Source organism: Pararhizobium gei (genome assembly GCF_029223885.1).
Lineage (GTDB): Bacteria > Pseudomonadota > Alphaproteobacteria > Rhizobiales > Rhizobiaceae > Pararhizobium > Pararhizobium gei.
Genome location: NZ_CP119409.1, coordinates 2063030 through 2079949, shown reverse-complemented (window position 1 = coordinate 2079949; position 16920 = coordinate 2063030). Strand labels below are relative to the sequence as shown.

The following is a 16920-nucleotide window of genomic DNA, read 5'->3' as shown; positions in this document are numbered from 1 at the left end:
GTTTCGGCCGCCGGCGCGTATTGTCGGTGACCCTCCTCGGATTTGGTTTTGCGTAACGAGGTCAGTTATGGGAATGAACGAAAACGGTCAGGGCATGACGCCCCCCGCAGACAAGAAGCGCAAGCCTGCACGATACGGTCTGCACCCTCTCCATGAGGCTGCCATGCGGATCGCCGAACTCGGCAGCCGGCCAAAATCGAGAACGAAGGATCTGGTGACCCTGCTTCTGACGCACGGCGCCCGCGCCTGGCGCTCGACCCAGCCGGAGGTGAAGATTCATCTTCACGTGACATCGCAGTCGGGTCGCAAGCCAATCAGAATGAAAATCAGATAGAACAGATCGCACACAAAAAGCCCGGTTCGTCCGGGCTTTTTCATTTGATCTAAAGAAGCCCGAGTTCGGCAAGTTCCCGCTTCAGTTCGACCGGCATCTCGGAAGAACCGCCGCCGAGTGAACTCAGATCGCGCGGCACATCCTTCTCATCAAGATAGCGCCATCCCTGGAAGGCGCGGCGCGGCTGGCAGGCGGTTTCGACAACCTCCGGCGCGAGAACGAGATTGCAGCGGCCGATGCCCTCGGCATCCGTGAAGGTCTCGATGGCATTGAGTTTCTGGCGCGCCTGCACCTGCCCCTTGATGACCCAATAGAGCGAGCCGCCGGCAAGCAGGTCTTCCGTCCGTTTTGGCACCATTCTCGTTGTGTGCACGGAGTGCGGCTCAAGACCGGCCGCGATTGCCGTCATCGCCCGGTGGGCAACCCAGTCGCGAAGGTCTTCTATGGAGTCCGCGCCGACGCAGAGCTTGATGAGATGCAAGGCCATGGCCGGTGTTGAACACCCGTCAGGCCGTTCCGGTCAAGCCCGTTTTCAACCGTCCACAGGCGCAGTCAACATTCCACGACATTGACGGCAAGGCCCCCTGTCGAGGTCTCCTTGTATTTGTCGAGCATGTCGACGCCTGTCTGGCGCATGGTTTCGATACAGGCATCCAACGGCACGAAATGCTGCCCATCACCCTTGATCGCCAAAGATGCAGCCGTCACGGCTTTTACTGCGCCCAGGGCGTTCCGCTCGATACAGGGCACCTGCACCAGGCCGGCAATCGGGTCGCAGGTCATGCCGAGATGATGCTCGAGTGCAATCTCGGCCGCATTCTCGATCTGCTCGGGGGTTCCACCCATCACTGCCGCCAGACCTGCAGCCGCCATGGCGGAGGCGGAGCCGACCTCGCCCTGACAGCCGACTTCGGCGCCGGAGATGGAGGCGTTGAACTTGATGATGCCGCCGATCGCGGCGGCCGTCAGAAGATAGTCGCGGATGCCGTGCTGGTCGGCGTCCTCGTGAAAATGCAGATAGTAGCGGATCGTGGCGGGAACGACGCCGGCCGCACCATTCGTCGGCGAGGTCACCACACGGCCGCCGGCCGCATTCTCCTCGTTCACCGCCATGGCATAGACGCTGAGCCAGTCGTTGGCGAGCAGCGGGTTGATCTTGTTTGACCGCCACTCGTCCTGCAGTTTGTCATGGATCATGGCAGCGCGGCGGCGCACCTTGAGGCCGCCAGGCAGGATTCCGGATCCCGTCAGCCCACGATCGATACAGGCCTTCATGGCTGCCCAGATCCGGTCGAGCCCCTCGTCCAGCGCATCTGCGGACATCGAGCATTCCTCGTTCGCCCGCTTCATCTGGGCGATCGACAATCCGGAGCGCGCCGCCATGTCGAGCATCTGCTTGGCCGTCGCAAAGGGATAGGGAACCTTGACGCCGCCGGGCTTCGTCGTACTCGCCTTGATGGCTTCGAGCTCCGTGTCGGTGACGACGAAGCCGCCGCCGATCGAATAATAGACGCGCTTCAGCAACAGCCGGCCATCCCGGTCGAAGGCCGAAAAGCTCATGCCATTGGCATGGCCGGGCAAAGGCACTTTCTTGTCGAACACCAGATCGGTTTTCGGTTGGAATTCATAAGCGGGATGACCGGGCGGCGTAACGCGACCGGAGCGCTCGACGGTGCCGATGATCTCGTCCATTCTGTCGGGATCGACCCGATCCGGCCGCTCTCCCATCAGACCGAGAATAACTGCCCTGCCCGTCCCGTGGCCGATGCCGGTAAAGGCGAGCGATCCGTGCAGACTGGACTTGATCGCCGCGACCGCCGAATTGGCCGGGCGCGGCCAGTCGCTCGACAGGATGAGATCGAGGAAACGGTTGGCAGCCGACATAGGCCCCATCGTGTGCGAACTCGATGGCCCGATACCGATCTTGAAGACGTCAAACACCGAAAGAAACATTCGAACCCCGTATGGTCGTCCTGACGGCTCTCTAGCCTCGCCGGACCATTTTTCATTTTCGGAAGCTAGGTCATCCCGCCTGAACCTTGCGGCGACCGACCGAAATCTGCTTCCGCGCCAGCGACATGCGAAGCGCAGCACGCGTCAGTCTGCATACTGCATGGTTGCCAGCGACCGTGCAAACGTATCACAGAGTTGGCGAAGTCTTGCAATTTTGGCCAGCCATGCCAAAACGGGGGCATGACGATTTCGGACTATATAGCCCTGGCAGTCTTCGCCCTCCTGTGGATCGGCTATAACTGGGCGACGGACGGCAAGATGAAATTGCAGCGCGTCAGCCTGACCCGGCTGATGATGGACAATCGCCGCCGCTGGATCCTGAACTCCCTCAACCGCGACCTGAAGATGATCGACACCCAGATCGTCGCCGGACTGCAGGCAGGCACTGCTTTTTTCGCTTCGACCACGATTTTTGCCCTCGGTGGCTGTTTCGCCCTGCTTGGTGCCACGGATCAGGTCCAGGCAATCATGAGCGATCTGCCCTACGTGTTCAATGGCGGCCGTAGCGCTTTCGAGCTGAAGGTGGGCGGGCTTGCCTGCCTGTTTGCCTATGCATTCTTCAAATTCGCCTGGTCCTATCGCCTCTTTAACTATTGCTCCATCCTGATCGGCGGCATTCCGATGATGGCGGAGATGCAGCTCGACCGCGGTAGGGCGGAACGCGCCGCGGAGCGCGCCATCAAGGTGAACATCCTCGCCGCAAAACATTTCAATGCCGGGCTGCGAAGCATCTTCCTCTCGATCGGCTATCTCGGATGGTTTATCAGTCCCTATGTCTTTATCGCCTTGACGATCTTCGTCACCTTCGTTCTGACGCGGCGGCAGTTCTTCTCGGAGGCACGCGACGCCCTTCTTGAAGACGTAAAACCCTAAATTCGTCACCAGCACCGTCGAAGCGCAACGACCGCTCGGCGACGCCTCGTGCTTCAACGGAAGAGCGCCATGCAGATTGCCGATCCTGTAAGAGAAGATGACCAACAGGCCGGTGGACCGGCTCGCGAACGACGGGGCCGGCTATGGGAGATCGACGCGCTGCGCGGCATCGCGATTATCGCCATGGCCAGTTATCATTTTTCCTGGGATCTGGAATTTTTCGGTTATCTCGACCCCGGCACGGTCGGCACCGGCGGTTTCAAAATCTATGCGCGGGCGATCGCCAGCAGTTTTCTGTTTCTGGCCGGTGTCGGCCTGGTCCTCGGACACGACCCGGCAATCCGCTGGCGCGTGTTTCTCATTCGGCTGGCAAAGATCGCAGCCGCAGCCGGTATCATCACCGCTGCGACCCTGATCGCCTTCCCCGAAAGTTTCATCTTCTTCGGCATCCTGCATGCCATAGCGACGGCAAGCCTTATCGGCCTGGTCTTCCTGCGTTTGCCACCAGTCCTCACTCTCCTTGTGGCAGCCGCAGCTTTTGCTGCCCCGTTCTACCTGCGCTCGGCGCTTTTCGATCTGCCCGCCCTGTGGTGGGTGGGCTTGTCGGAAACGCTGCCGCGCTCGAACGATTACGTGCCGCTGCTTCCCTGGCTGGCGCCGTTCCTTGCCGGCATAGCGACCGCGCGAATCGCTTTGAGCCGTGGCGCGTTCAGCCGTCTACGCGGCGTGGCGAATGCACGCTGGAAGCGTGCGCTGAGCCTCTCGGGACGCCATAGCCTGGGCATCTATCTGATCCACCAGCCCCTGCTGTTCGGCCTGGTTTATATCTTTGCCCTGGCATTTCCTGCGGCAAAACCCGATCCGGTGCAGTCTTTTCGAACGAATTGCGAAATGACCTGCCAGAAACAGGAGACGGCGGCGCTGTGCACGCGATTCTGCGGCTGCACGCTCGACAAACTGATGGAGGAAAATCTCTTCGAGCCGCTGAATGCCGGCAAGCTCGATATCGGCACCGACGCCCGTGTCGCTGCGATTGCCAGCCAGTGCACGATCGAGGCACAAACGCCGCAATAAACCCGATCAATGATTAGAAAAACAGATGGTCGCCAGCCGGTGGTGCCATTGGCCTCGTAAAGTTCAGCGTCACGTTCCCACGCGAATTTCGGCGAGACGGGTCAGGCAGGCTTCCTCGACATTGCCCAATTCTTCCAAGGTTTCATCGATGTCGCGGCGCTTCTGGATCAGTTCGTCGCGTTTTTCCTCGACCTTTTTCATCAGCAGGCGCAGTTGTCCGGCCTCACCGGGCGGATCCTTGTAGACCTGAATGATTTCGCGAATTTCGGCAATGGTGAAACCGATCCGGCGTCCGCGCAGGATTTCCATGATCAGCCTGCGGTCTGCGGCGCGGAACAGGCGGGTTCTTCCCCGGCGCTCGGGATGAATCAGCCCCTCGTCTTCATAGAATCGCAAGGTCCGGGTCGAAATACCGAATTCGCGGGTGAGCTCCGTAATGCTATAATATTTGTTCACGCCTGCCCTCGCTTCAAGCTGTGACAGGACGTCCGCTTGGGCGCTCCCGTGTTCAGCTCAAGTCCCGCGCCTGCGGCTCCGCTGTGCCGAAACCACCAGATCGCGCCAAAGCATACTGAGTGACCTTGACGTAAAAGTCAAAACTTTTCCCGGCTGTCAGCCGATGCTGAACCACCAGGTCGCAAGGCCGAGAAAGGCGAAAAAGCCGGTTACATCGGTTACGGCAGTGACGAAAACCGCCGACGAGACGGCCGGATCGGCGCCATACCGGTCCAGCAGCAGCGGGATCATGATGCCGGCGAGAGCAGCGGCGATCATGTTGATCAGCATGGCGACTGCAATAATGCCGCCGATATTTGGGTCTTGAAACCAGGCGCCGGCCGTCAAACCGATGAGCAGCCCGAACAAGACGCCATTCAACAGGCCGACACCGGCCTCGCGCCGGATGACCCGGAAAGCGTTGTGAATATCGAGATTGCGGGTTGCAAGCGCCCGCACGGTCACGGTCATGGTTTGGGACCCGGCATTGCCGCCCATACCAGCCACGATCGGCATCAAAACGGCGAGCGCCACGATCTGCTCGATCGTCGCCTCGAAAAGACTGATCACCGAAGCAGCAAGGAATGCCGTAACCAGATTGACCAGCAGCCAGACGATGCGCGACCGCGATGCGCTGATGATCGAATCGGAGAGTTCTTCGTCACCGACACCGCCAAGGCGCATCAGATCTTCTTCCGCTTCTTCCTGAATGACATCGACGACGTCATCGATGGTCAGTACGCCGACAAGCCGGTTGTTTTCGTCCACGACAGCCGCCGACAGAAGATCATATTGCTCGAAAAGCTGCGCCGCCTCCTCCTGGTCCATCTCTGCTGGAACGGGGTGGTTGGTCTCACGCATGATGGTTTCGATCTTGACGGACCGTTTGGTGCGGAGCACGCGGTCAAGATCAAGCGCGCCGAGCAGCTTGAAGGTCGGGTCGATCACGAAGATCTGGGTGAAGCTTTCCGGAAGATTGTCGTCCTCGCGCATGTAATCGATCGTCTGTCCGACGGTCCAGAACGGCGGTACCGCGACAAACTCCGTCTGCATGCGGCGGCCGGCCGTGCTTTCAGGATAGTCCAGCGACCGGCGCAGCCGCACCCGTTCGGTGAATGGCAGTTTCGACAGGATCTCTTCCTGGTCCTCCTGATCGAGGTCTTCCAGAATGTAGACGGCATCGTCCGAATCCATCTCGCCCAGCGCAGCCGCAATTCGCTCGTTCGGCAGATGCTCGACGATATCCAGGCGGATCGCCTCGTCGACCTCCGTCAGCGCCGATAGATCAAAGTCGTCCCCGAGCAACGAGACGAGCGCCAGGCGCTGATCCGCCTGGATCGCCTCGAGAAGATCGCCCATTTCCGATGCGTGCAGGCGCGCGACATGCTGGCGCAGATAGAGAAGATCGCGGTCCGCGATGGCAGCGCCGATATGCATGAGATAGTCGGATCGTACCGAGCCGTCCTCGGCATAGATGTCCGAGCCGTCATAGACATCCTCGCCCAGCGCAACCCGCTCCTTCTCATGATCGCCGGTATTGCTCATAGGCCCGCTCCGAAAAAAGTGCAGCCGTCCGAAACGCGGGCACGCATGGCGGCGCAATCGGAAAGCAGTATCATAGCTGGTGGTCGCTGGACCCTCGACAAAAGGACCGCTCTTTTTGCTAGCCCAACAGGAACACAAGGTCCACAGGCTAAGCTCGCTCGCCCGCCCCCAGGCGCCACTTTTGACCAAGCTGTTGCAAATTCATGGAGTTCGTTTAGCTCTTGATCAACCAACGGAGCGTTAAGCCTTGCCCTTGCGATCGATCCTGCGTTTTCCAGATCCGCGGCTATCTCTGCCCGCTGCAGCCGTAGAAACATTCGGGGCCGAACTCGCAGTGCTTGCAGCCGACCTCCTCGACACCATGCGTGCAGCGCCGGGAATTGGTATCACCGCCCCGCATATCGGCGTTGCGCAGCGACTGACAGTCATCGGCATCGATGCGACGACAGCGCCGAAGATCTACGTCAATCCCCGGATTGTCGCGGCATCTTCCGAGACTTCGTCCCATGCCGAGGGCAGCGTGTCGATGCCGGGCGTCACCGAAGACGTTGTGCGGCCCAGCACGGTCCGCGTCGTCTATCGCACGATTACGGGCGACAGGGCGGAGGAGGACGCCGATGGCCTGCTGGCCGTATGCCTGCAACACGAAATCGACCAGCTCGACGGCATCTTCTGGCTGCAGCGTCTCTCCCGGCTCAAACGCGACCGTGCCGTCAAGCGCTATGCAAAGCTGAACAGAGGCATTTAACCAGATCAAAAGACACAAAAAAACCCGCTTGAAAGCGGGCTCTTTGATTTGGCCTTAAGCCAATGGTGCGGTCGAGAAGACTCGAACTTCCACGGGTTGCCCCACAGCGACCTCAACGCTGCGCGTCTACCAATTCCGCCACGACCGCATCCGTGGTAGGGCCGGATTGCTCCGGCGCGGCTGCATGTAGCAAAAGCATTTGAGGTGCACAAGGCTGCCATGACAGAAAGTTGACGGGAAGGGCAACTATTTGGATCGCCCGGCACGGGACAGCTTGAGAATGCTGGACTCTGCCGCCAATACATACCATTTAAAATCGAGTTCTCAGTGGATCTTCAAAACGATGCAGCGCGAAAGCCTTGAAAAGACGTTCTTCTCCCATGCAGGTTCGCCGCCTGTGCGATGGAGAATCGCGCCGGCGCTAGTGGCCTACGAGGATGCGATCGAGACCATGGAACGCGAGGCGGCAGCGATCGCGGCTGGCGAAGCCGATGAGCTTGCCTGGCTGATCGAACATCCGCCGCTCTACACCGCCGGCACCAGCGCCGATGCTGCCGATCTGGTGATGCCGGGCCGCTTTCCGGTTTTCCAGACAGGCCGCGGCGGCGAATATACCTATCATGGGCCGGGACAGCGCGTTGTCTACGTGATGCTCGATCTCAAGCGCCGCAGACAGGACGTCCGCGCCTTTGTCGCAGCACTCGAAAGCCTTGTCATCGATACGCTTGCCCGCATGAATGTGACGGGCGAACGCAGGGAAGACCGGGTCGGCGTCTGGGTACGACGCCCTGAGCGGCCCCCACTTGCCGATGGCTCCATGGCCGAAGACAAGATCGCCGCCATCGGCATACGCCTGCGCAAATGGGTGAGCTTTCACGGGCTGTCGCTGAATGTCGATCCGGAGCTGGACCATTTCGGCGGCATAGTGCCCTGCGGCATCCGCGGCTACGGCGTTACCAGCCTTGTCGATCTTGGCCTACCCGTCATGATGACTGATGTGGATGTCAGGCTGCGGCAGTCCTTCGAAGAAATTTTCGGACCGACCGTCAGCGACGCTCCTTGTTCACAGGAAGACAGCCGCTCCGTCGCATGATGCATCTTGGCGAAAAATGAGTCGCGGCAGAGCTTTATGGCTGTTGTTCCATCCTCATCATCAGCTCCGACCGACGCTCGCGCCAGATCATGAACAGCCCGGACCCGACGATGATCGCTATGCCCAGCCATTTCGAGGGCGTGGGGAAATCTCCGAAGACGAGGAAGCCGAGCGCGGTTCCCGTGATGATCTCGAAATAATGAAACGGTGCGAGCAGCGACACCGGAGCGGCCTGAAACGCCTTGACGACGAGCAGATGGCCATAGCCGGAGATCACCCCGAGCACGATGACAAGGACCCAGCCCAGCGTGGAATGCGGCAAGGACGGCGCGAAATCCGCAGCGCCGACACCGTGGCCGACTGCAATCACGCCGACCATGAACAGCGAGCCGCCGATCCCCGCTATCGTCTGCATCGTCAAGGGTGAGTCCGCGTCACCGGCCAGGCGATTCAACAGGAGATAGCAGGCAAACAGGAAGGCGCAGAATATCGGCAGGAGCGAGATCAGCCCGAATATTTCAAAGCTCGGCTGGATGACGATCATCGCGCCGCCGAAACCGATGACGATGGCCAGCCAGCGACGCCAGCCGACCGTCTCTCGCAGGATCAGGGCCGAGAGGCAGGTCAGAATGAACGGCTCGACAAAATAAATGGCGAAGACATCGGCGAGCGGCATGTATTTGACCGAGACGAAGAAAAACAGCGCCGCCGCGGCCAGCAGCCAGCCGCGCAACAGGTTGAACCAGAGCCGCTTCGGCTTCAACGCCCGCAGGCCGCCACGCGACAAAAGCAGCGGCAGAACGGAAACGAGCTGGAAGAAAAACCTGTAGAACGTCACTTGCGCCGGCGACATCCCCTGATAGACGGCCATATATTTGGCGATGGCATCCATGCATGGCAGGATCATCATGGCAAACAGCATGATCCCGAGCCCCCTCATCACCGGGCTTGCCGCACCAGTTTCAGGCCGCGATGCTGCTTTCACTGCAATACTCCACATTTGGCGCCGGGGCGCTTTTTGCTGCATTTTTGACGGGATAACAGGACCGGACCGCTGTCAATTCCGGTAGTCTGTCCCGATCCGACCGCAGATATGCGGCCGCCCCGGTCCTCGACCACCCCCGCCGCAAGGCACAAGGAGAGCCCGATGCGTCTTTCGACCGATACAGTTTTAGCGATGATTCGCCAGCCTCGTGACAACGATACGCTGGGCGGCCGCATCTGGCGTGCCCGTGACGCCTCAAATTTGTCGTCGAAGGATCTTGCCGACCGGCTCGGGGTGCGGCCCGATACCATCGCGGCCTGGGAAAGGGACCGCTCGGAACCACGCACAAGCCGGCTCATCATGCTGGCAGGAATTCTGGGGGTCAGCCCGGCATGGCTGATCGCCGGCGTCGGCGAGGCACCGAAGGACGATTTGAGCAACGACGCTGCCGGCGCCCTGCGGGATCAGCTCGCCCAGGTGAAGAAGCTTCACGACCAGACCGGAAAAGCCATCCTCGCTCTTGAAGCGGAGATCAACCGCGTCCTACAGGAGATGCCATAAACGGCGAAGGCTGGCAGATTCGGCCTTGAGCGGCCCGAACCAGTCTGCAATTGTGCCGAAAACCGATCCAAGGAGTGAAAGACATGGACGTACGTGCCGCTGTAGCCGTTCAGGCTGGAAAGCCGCTTGAAATCATGACCGTCCAACTGGATGGGCCACGCGCCGGCGAAGTGCTGGTCGAGGTCAAGGCGACAGGCATCTGCCACACGGACGAGTTCACGCTGTCCGGCGCCGATCCGGAAGGCCTGTTTCCTGCCATCCTCGGCCATGAGGGTGCGGGTATCGTCGTCGATGTCGGACCGGGCGTCACCTCGTTGAAGAAGGGCGACCATGTCATTCCGCTGTACACCCCGGAATGCCGCGAATGCTATTCCTGCCTCAGCCGCAAGACCAACCTGTGCACCTCGATCCGCTCCACCCAGGGCCAGGGCCTGATGCCTGATGGCACGAGCCGCTTTTCCATCGGCAAGGACAAGATCTTCCATTACATGGGCTGCTCGACCTTTGCGAACTTCACGGTCCTGCCAGAGATCGCACTGGCCAAGGTGAACCCGGACGCGCCGTTCGACAAGATCTGCTATATCGGCTGCGGCGTCACCACCGGCATCGGCGCCGTCATCAATACGGCCAAGGTGGAAGTCGGCTCCACCGCAATCGTCTTCGGTCTCGGCGGCATCGGCCTCAACGTGCTGCAGGGCCTGCGGCTTGCCGGCGCCGACATGATCATCGGCGTCGATATCAACAACGACCGCAAGGCCTGGGGCGAAAAGTTCGGCATGACGCATTTCGTCAATCCGAAAGAGGTCGGCGACGATATCGTGCCCTATCTCGTCAATCTGACCAAGCGCAACGGCGACACGATCGGCGGTGCCGACTATACGTTCGACTGCACCGGCAATACCAAGGTCATGCGGCAGGCACTGGAAAGCTCGCACCGCGGCTGGGGCAAGTCGGTGATCATCGGCGTTGCCGGTGCCGGGCAGGAAATTTCCACGCGCCCGTTCCAGCTGGTCACCGGCCGCAACTGGATGGGCACCGCCTTCGGCGGCGCGCGCGGCCGCACCGACGTGCCGAAGATCGTCGAATGGTACATGGAAGGCAAGATCCAGATCGACCCGATGATCACCCATACGATGCCGCTCGACGACATCAACAAGGGCTTCGACCTGATGCATGCCGGCGAGAGCATTCGCAGCGTCGTGATCTATTGATACCGATGTCGCCCCGCTCCGTCGACATTCGCAGCATGGATGCGCTTTCCGCAGGGGAACTTTATGATCTCCTGAAAATGCGCGTCGATGTTTTCGTCGTGGAGCAGCGCTGCGCCTACGCCGAACTGGACGGAAAGGACGCGGATGCCCTGCATCTGCGTCTGATCGAGGGCCAGGCGCTTCTTGCGGCAGCCCGGCTTCTGCCACCAGGACAGGCTGGGCAAGCAGCGCGGATCGGCCGCGTCCTTGTCTCGCCGGGCCATCGCGGAAAGCGGCTCGGCCATATTCTGATGCAGGAAGCCCTGTTGGCGTGCGAGCGGCTTTTTCCGGAAAGCCCCATCGCCCTTTCTGCACAGAGCCATCTGCAGCGATTCTATGCATCCTTCGGCTTCGAAGCGATCTCGGAGGAATATCTGGAGGACGATATTCCTCATGTCGATATGATCCGGCATGTAACGCCGTATGCGGCATAGGGGTGGCAATGATCTACGTCGATGCGGATGCCTGCCCGGTCAAACCGGAAATTCTGCGAGTGGCCGAACGCCACGGCTTCGAGGTGACCTTCGTCGCCAATTCGGGCTTGAGGCCTTCGCGGGATCCGATGGTGCACAACGTCATCGTGTCTGCGGGTTTCGATGCCGCCGACGACTGGATCGCGGAGCGTGCCGGGCATATGGATATCGTCGTGACTGCCGATGTGCCGCTTGCCGGTCGCTGTGTGGCAGCGGGCGCACAGGTGACCGGCCCGACAGGGCGCGTCTTCGACAAGACCAATATCGGCATGGCCACCGCGATGCGCGATCTCGGCGCTCATCTCCGGGAAACCGGTGAAAGCAAAGGTTACAACGCCGCCTTTTCGCCGCGAGACCGTTCAGCCTTCCTTGAGACGCTGGACAGGCTCTGCCGCCGCGTCAAACAGCAATGAGCGGTCGGGGCCGTAGATGATGGCAATGCGGGAAAAGACAATCATCTATCGGCGCCACCTCCCTTTCTATGCCGGCATGGGTGCCGGGCTCGCCGCACTGACGGCCGGCCTGTTGGTGCAGCCGACGCTCTCGGTCAGCTTGGCGGCTGTGGCGTTCTTCTCCGTCTATCTGGCGCTGATCGCCCGCCGGCTTCCCTCCCTGACGGCCACCTACCTGCGGGACAATGCCGCCGGTACCGACGAGCCGGCTATCGTCATTCTCACCGTCACCGTGCTGGCGGCCGCTGTTTCTCTCCTATCCCTGTTTCTGGTAATTGCCCGGCATGGAACGCGCGCAGACCCCGGCATCATTCTGGCATTCAGCTCCGTGGCGCTCGGATGGCTGACGATCCACACCATGGCGGCGATGCATTATGCCCACCACTACTGGAGCTTCCATAAAAAGGATGCGGCGGTAAAACGCGGCTTGGAATTCCCTGGCAGCGAGCATCCGAGCGGCTATGATTTCCTCTATTTCGCCTTCGTCGTCGGGATGACCGCGCAGACATCCGATGTGGCGGTCACCACCACGGAAATGCGCGTCATCAATCTCGCGCATGGCATCGTTTCCTTCTTCTTCAACACAGTGCTGGTCGCCGCCGTCGTCAACGCGGCGGTGGCGCTGGCACAATGACCGTTCATCATCTGAGGAGCAAATATTGAAAGTTCTTTCGCAGAACACCGCGTTCGGCGGCATGCAGGGCGTCTATTCCCATGGTTCGCTCGCCTGTAAAACGGAAATGACCTTCGCGGTCTATGTCCCACCGCAAGCCCTGACGATGCCCTGCCCCGTGGTCTGGTATCTGTCAGGTCTCACCTGCACCCATGCGAATGTCATGGAAAAGGGCGAATACCGTCGCATGGCATCCGAACTTGGCCTCATCGTCGTCTGTCCGGACACCAGCCCGCGCGGCAATGACGTCCCCGATGAACTGACGAACTGGCAGATGGGAAAGGGTGCCGGCTTCTACCTGGATGCAACGCAGACGCCTTGGGCGGACCATTACCAGATGTACAGCTATGTCACTGAGGAACTGCCGGCCTTCCTTAGCCAGCATTTTCGCGTCGACATGGGGCGGCAGGGCATCTTCGGTCATTCCATGGGCGGTCATGGCGCAATGACGATCGCACTGAAACATCCCGACCGCTTCAAAAGTTGCTCGGCCTTCGCACCGATTGTCCAACCGTCAACGGCCGATTGGTCGATCGGCGCTTTCGAGAAATATCTCGGTGCCGACACGGCAGCCTGGCGCGCCTATGATGCCTGTGCGCTGGTTGAGGATGGCGCCCGCTTCCCCGAATTCTTGATCGACCAGGGCAAGGCGGACGGATTTCTTGAGACCGGCCTGCGTCCATGGCTGTTCGAAGACGTCATTGAGGGAACCGAGATCGGACTGACGCTCAGAATGCACGAGCGCTACGACCATTCCTATTACTTCATTTCGTCCTTCATGGACGACCACCTGAAATGGCATGCCAACCGGCTGGCCTGACCGGAACTCCGGCGGGCGCGGTTTTTGAAGGCGGATTGGAAACCGCGGTGCCGCCGGAGTTTCAAAGATGTGAATGCTTGACGTGGTCCGGCCGGCATGGCCTTCTGTGTCTATCACCAATTCAAGTGGCTGTTCCCGCTCCATGACACATCTTATCCTCGTTGCCGCCGGCGGAGCATTCGGGTCCGTCTGCCGCTACCTCATCGGCCTTTCGACGCTGCGGCTTTTTGGGCCGTCGTTCCCCTGGGGTACCCTCTTTGTCAATATTACAGGCTCCTTCCTGATCGCCATTTGCGCCGAAGCAATTGCGGGCAAACTCGGAGCATCGACGGAGTTCCGGCTCTTTGCAATGACGGGAATCCTCGGGGGATATACGACCTTTTCCACGTTCTCGCTGGATGCTGTCAGTCTGGTCGAGCGCGGCGAAGTGGTCACGGCCCTGGTTTATGTCTTCACAAGCGTCGGAGTTTCGATTGCAGCCGTGTTTGTCGGGCTGGCCCTGATCCGCACAATGGTCTAAAGCGTGCGTTTCAGGGCGCTGCATGCCGATCCGGCATTGTTTGTTCTGCCCTAGAGTTTTCGCGGATCTCCTTGGAAGTTGCCGACGCGGGATCGCAGTTGTTATGCAGGTAAGTAGAGACCATGGCGGGCATTGAACACAGACAGGTGGAAGCCGACGAAGCGGGCATGCGGCTCGACCGTTGGTTCAAGGTTCATTTTCCAGGCCTTGGATTCGGCCCCTTGCAGAAACTGCTGCGGTCCGGCCAGGTCCGTATCGACGGCGGCCGTGTCAAATCCGACGCCCGCATCCAGCCCGGCCAGGTGATCCGCGTGCCGCCGATGGATGTCGATGCCAAGCTGAAGACCGGTCCGATCGCCGGGCGCGACCTGCGCCATGCCTCCGACCACGAGCTTCTGTCGCGGATGCTGCTGCATGAGGATGCCAAGGTCATCGTTCTGAACAAGCCGCCCGGGATCGCTGTGCAAGGCGGTTCGGGCATAAACCGGCATATTGACGAGATGCTGGAGGCCTGGACCAGTCCGAAGGGCGAAAAGCCCCGGCTCGTGCATCGGCTCGACCGCGATACGTCGGGCGTCCTCGTTATCGCCCGCACCCGCGGGGCTGCGCAGAAACTGACGGCCGCGTTCCGGGAGCGTGACACCAAGAAAACCTATTGGGCGCTGGTGAAAGGCGTGCCGCGCAAGCGCGAGGAAAAGATTTCGAGCTGGCTGGTGAAAGAGCAGACCCCGGATGGCGACCGGATGCGGATCGGCAAGCATGGCGACGACGGCGCCGATCACGCCATTTCCTATTACAGGACCATAGAGCAGGCGGGCCAGAATTTCACCTGGCTCGAGATGGAGCCTTATACAGGCCGTACGCACCAGTTGCGCGTCCACGCTGCCCATATCGGCCATCCGATCATCGGCGATCCGAAATATTTCGAGGCGGAGCAAAGCTGGTCCTTTCCCGGCGGCATGCAGAACAAGCTGCACCTGCATGCACGACGCATCGACGTGCCCCATCCGGATGGTGGCCGGCTGCGCGTCACGGCCCCCATGCCGCAGCACATGGTCCAGAGTTGGAACCTCATCGGCTTCGACATGGCCAGCGCCGAGGAAGAAGACGACTGATGAAGCTTGTTCTGTTCGATTGCGACGGCACGCTGGTTGACAGCGCCAGCCTCATCCATGCGGTCATGGCCCGCACCTTCGAGGATTTTGGCTTGGCGCGTGTCTCGCTCGACGCCACCAAGAGCATCATCGGCCTGACACTGGATATCGCCATTGCCCGGTTGCTGAACCAGCCGCATGTCGACGATCGGGCTCTTGCCATGACCAGCCACTACAAAAAGATTTATGGTGGCATGCGCGAGGAAATGAAGTTCGGAGAACCGCTGTTTCCCGGTATTGCAGTGCTGCTTGAAACGCTCTCGGCACGGGACGATCTGCTGCTGGGCGCGGTCACAGGAAAGTCACGACGTGGACTTGAGCAGATCTGCACAAGTCATGGGTATGAAAAGACGTTTTTCGTTTCCCGAACGGCGGATGATTGTCCTTCCAAGCCCCATCCGGCGATGGTGACGGAGTGTTGCGCCGAAGCGGGTATCGATGCGCGGGACACGATCGTCGTCGGCGATGCGATCTACGACATGCAGATGGCAAAAAGCGCCGGTGCCGCCGCGATCGGCGTCGCCTGGGGCTATGCGACGGTCCCCGAACTTGTAGAGGCCGGCGCCGATCATATCGCCCGCACCGCCGATGACATTCTGGAATGGATGGACACACATCATGCCTGATTTTCGCGATGACCTGACCAATGCGTTGAGCGATCCCGATCCGGTTCGCCGCGCGCAGATCCAGATGGCCAAGCCACTGCCGAAACGATTTTACACGGCGGCCAGCGTGGGCGCCCTGGATGGAGGGCGGCACAATGTCCTCCTGGACGGCCGGCCGGTGCGCACCCCTGCCCGCAATGCGATGTCCGTGCCGACAAGGGCCGTCGCCGATTTGCTGGTAGCGGAATGGGATGTCCAGAAGGAGCATATCGACCCCGCCACCATGCCGGTCACCCGGCTCGTCAATACCGCAATCGACGGGGTTGCAAAGGACCAGCGCAGCGTCTTCGAGGACATCCTGCAATTCGCGGGCACCGATCTGCTCTGCTATCGCGCAAGCGAGCCAGAGGGGCTGATTGCCCGCCAGTCTGCGCATTGGGACCCTGTTCTCGCCTGGGCAGCCGACAAGCTGGGCGCCCGTTTCATCCTCGCGGAAGGCGTTATCCACCAGGCGCAGCCGGCCGCTGCGATCAGCGCCTATGCGGAGGGATTGCGAAGCTACGCGACACCACTCGGCCTTGCCTGTTTGCACACGATCACGACCTTGACAGGCTCCGCCCTCCTCGCGCTTGCCTTCGCAGAAAAGCAGCTTTCGGCCGAGCAAGCCTGGACTCTCGCCCATCTCGACGAAGACTGGCAGATCGAACACTGGGGAACGGATGACGAGGCCTTTCAACGCCGCGAACACCGGTGGCAGGACATGCAGGCGGCCACAGCGACCCTCGACGCGCTGCGATAAGCGCCGCCTCCAGGGATGACGCTCAGGCCGTCATTTTCAGGCCTGCGATCCCGGCGATGATCAAGCCGATGCAGCCGATGCGGATGGCTGTGGCCGGTTCGGCAAACAGCACGATGCCGAGAATGACGGTGCCGACCGTGCCGATTCCGGTCCATACGGCGTAGGCCGTGCCGAGCGGCAACGTCCGCATCGCTATCCCCAACAGAACGACACTGGCCACCATCGAGCCTGCGGTCAGCAAAGTCGGGACAAGCCGTGTGAACCCATCTGTAAACTTCAGGCCAATCGCCCAGCCGATTTCAAGAAGCCCCGCAAGGAAAAGAATGATCCAGGCCATCGTCAACTCCATCTCTTGGAGCGAGGCCGTCCTCGCGGATGTCAGGGTATCCCGTGCAGCCGTCTGCAGACCCCGTTATGGCAAATGGAGGACCGAGGAGCAAGTGCGGCAAACGC

General features: G+C 60.6%; 21 protein-coding genes and 1 tRNA gene. 15 read left to right on the top strand and 7 right to left on the bottom strand.

Annotation, left to right across the window (positions count from 1 at the left end):
• Positions 1–67: 67 nt before the first annotated feature.
• Complete coding sequence (locus tag PY308_RS10255; protein ID WP_275790871.1) at positions 68–334, top strand: hypothetical protein; 267 nt, start codon at positions 68–70, stop codon at positions 332–334.
• Between the two features lie 49 nt (positions 335–383).
• Here the strand turns inward: PY308_RS10255 and PY308_RS10250 are convergent, their stop codons facing one another.
• Together PY308_RS10250 and PY308_RS10245 are read right to left on the bottom strand one after the other, a co-directional pair.
• Positions 384–821 (bottom strand): DUF1489 family protein, encoded by a 438-nt coding sequence (locus tag PY308_RS10250; RefSeq protein WP_275790870.1) that lies wholly within the window; start codon positions 819–821, stop codon positions 384–386.
• Between the two features lie 65 nt (positions 822–886).
• Positions 887–2287 carry an L-serine ammonia-lyase gene (locus PY308_RS10245; RefSeq protein WP_275790869.1) on the bottom strand — a complete coding sequence of 467 codons (1401 nt, stop codon included), beginning with the start codon at positions 2285–2287 and terminating at the stop codon, positions 887–889.
• A gap of 240 nt (positions 2288–2527) precedes the next feature.
• Between PY308_RS10245 and PY308_RS10240 the strand changes: the two genes are divergently transcribed.
• The gene (locus PY308_RS10240) at positions 2528–3220 is read left to right on the top strand and encodes a DUF599 domain-containing protein (RefSeq protein WP_275790868.1); all 693 of its coding nucleotides are present in this window, start codon (positions 2528–2530) and stop codon (positions 3218–3220) included.
• Between the two features lie 69 nt (positions 3221–3289).
• Positions 3290–4294 (top strand): heparan-alpha-glucosaminide N-acetyltransferase, encoded by a 1005-nt coding sequence (locus PY308_RS10235; RefSeq protein WP_275790867.1) that lies wholly within the window; start codon positions 3290–3292, stop codon positions 4292–4294.
• Positions 4295–4363: 69 nt separating this feature from the next.
• On the opposite strand, the gene PY308_RS10230 is transcribed toward PY308_RS10235, so the two are convergent.
• Both PY308_RS10230 and mgtE read right to left on the bottom strand, forming a co-directional pair.
• The gene (locus PY308_RS10230) at positions 4364–4750 is read right to left on the bottom strand and encodes a MerR family transcriptional regulator (protein ID WP_275790866.1); all 387 of its coding nucleotides are present in this window, start codon (positions 4748–4750) and stop codon (positions 4364–4366) included.
• A 156-nt stretch (positions 4751–4906) separates the two neighbouring features.
• Positions 4907–6334, bottom strand: coding sequence for a magnesium transporter (gene mgtE, locus PY308_RS10225; RefSeq protein WP_275790865.1), 1428 nt, complete (start codon positions 6332–6334; stop codon positions 4907–4909).
• Positions 6335–6581: 247 nt separating this feature from the next.
• On the opposite strand from mgtE, the gene PY308_RS10220 reads away from it, so the two are divergent.
• A complete protein-coding gene (locus PY308_RS10220; RefSeq protein ID WP_275790864.1) occupies positions 6582–7082 on the top strand; it encodes a peptide deformylase in 501 nt (166 codons plus the stop codon).
• A gap of 63 nt (positions 7083–7145) precedes the next feature.
• Here PY308_RS10220 and PY308_RS10215 read toward each other — a convergent pair.
• Positions 7146–7230 (bottom strand) — tRNA-Leu (locus PY308_RS10215).
• Between the two features lie 195 nt (positions 7231–7425).
• Between PY308_RS10215 and lipB the strand changes: the two genes are divergently transcribed.
• Positions 7426–8175: a lipoyl(octanoyl) transferase LipB gene (lipB, locus tag PY308_RS10210; protein WP_275790863.1), complete on the top strand. Its 750-nt coding sequence runs from the start codon at positions 7426–7428 to the stop codon at positions 8173–8175.
• Between the two features lie 34 nt (positions 8176–8209).
• On the opposite strand, the gene PY308_RS10205 is transcribed toward lipB, so the two are convergent.
• Positions 8210–9115 carry a DMT family transporter gene (locus PY308_RS10205; protein WP_275791080.1) on the bottom strand — a complete coding sequence of 302 codons (906 nt, stop codon included), beginning with the start codon at positions 9113–9115 and terminating at the stop codon, positions 8210–8212.
• Between the two features lie 207 nt (positions 9116–9322).
• Between PY308_RS10205 and PY308_RS10200 the strand changes: the two genes are divergently transcribed.
• The 10 genes from PY308_RS10200 to PY308_RS10155 all read left to right on the top strand — a co-directional run bounded on the left by PY308_RS10200 (position 9323) and on the right by PY308_RS10155 (position 16467).
• The gene (locus tag PY308_RS10200) at positions 9323–9721 is read left to right on the top strand and encodes a helix-turn-helix domain-containing protein (protein ID WP_275790862.1); all 399 of its coding nucleotides are present in this window, start codon (positions 9323–9325) and stop codon (positions 9719–9721) included.
• Positions 9722–9804: 83 nt separating this feature from the next.
• A complete protein-coding gene (locus PY308_RS10195) occupies positions 9805–10932 on the top strand; it encodes an S-(hydroxymethyl)glutathione dehydrogenase/class III alcohol dehydrogenase (protein ID WP_275790861.1) in 1128 nt (375 codons plus the stop codon).
• Positions 10933–10937: 5 nt separating this feature from the next.
• Positions 10938–11405 (top strand): GNAT family N-acetyltransferase, encoded by a 468-nt coding sequence (locus tag PY308_RS10190; RefSeq protein WP_275790860.1) that lies wholly within the window; start codon positions 10938–10940, stop codon positions 11403–11405.
• An 8-nt stretch (positions 11406–11413) separates the two neighbouring features.
• On the top strand, positions 11414–11857 hold the full coding sequence (locus PY308_RS10185) for a YaiI/YqxD family protein (RefSeq protein WP_275790859.1): 444 nt from the start codon (positions 11414–11416) through the stop codon (positions 11855–11857).
• A gap of 16 nt (positions 11858–11873) precedes the next feature.
• A complete protein-coding gene (locus PY308_RS10180) occupies positions 11874–12530 on the top strand; it encodes a DUF1345 domain-containing protein (protein WP_275790858.1) in 657 nt (218 codons plus the stop codon).
• A 25-nt stretch (positions 12531–12555) separates the two neighbouring features.
• Complete coding sequence (gene fghA, locus PY308_RS10175; RefSeq protein WP_275790857.1) at positions 12556–13389, top strand: S-formylglutathione hydrolase; 834 nt, start codon at positions 12556–12558, stop codon at positions 13387–13389.
• Between the two features lie 142 nt (positions 13390–13531).
• A complete protein-coding gene (gene crcB, locus PY308_RS10170; protein WP_275790856.1) occupies positions 13532–13909 on the top strand; it encodes a fluoride efflux transporter CrcB in 378 nt (125 codons plus the stop codon).
• Between the two features lie 122 nt (positions 13910–14031).
• The gene (locus tag PY308_RS10165) at positions 14032–15024 is read left to right on the top strand and encodes an RluA family pseudouridine synthase (protein WP_275790855.1); all 993 of its coding nucleotides are present in this window, start codon (positions 14032–14034) and stop codon (positions 15022–15024) included.
• Positions 15024–15689, top strand: coding sequence for an HAD-IA family hydrolase (locus PY308_RS10160; RefSeq protein ID WP_275790854.1), 666 nt, complete (start codon positions 15024–15026; stop codon positions 15687–15689). Before PY308_RS10165 ends, PY308_RS10160 begins: the two co-directional genes overlap by 1 nt.
• Positions 15682–16467 (top strand): ATP12 family chaperone protein, encoded by a 786-nt coding sequence (locus PY308_RS10155; RefSeq protein WP_275790853.1) that lies wholly within the window; start codon positions 15682–15684, stop codon positions 16465–16467. The genes PY308_RS10160 and PY308_RS10155 overlap by 8 nt, the downstream gene beginning before the upstream one ends.
• A gap of 22 nt (positions 16468–16489) precedes the next feature.
• Here the strand turns inward: PY308_RS10155 and sugE are convergent, their stop codons facing one another.
• On the bottom strand, positions 16490–16804 hold the full coding sequence (gene sugE / locus PY308_RS10150) for a quaternary ammonium compound efflux SMR transporter SugE (protein ID WP_275790852.1): 315 nt from the start codon (positions 16802–16804) through the stop codon (positions 16490–16492).
• Between the last annotated feature and the right edge of the window lie 116 nt (positions 16805–16920).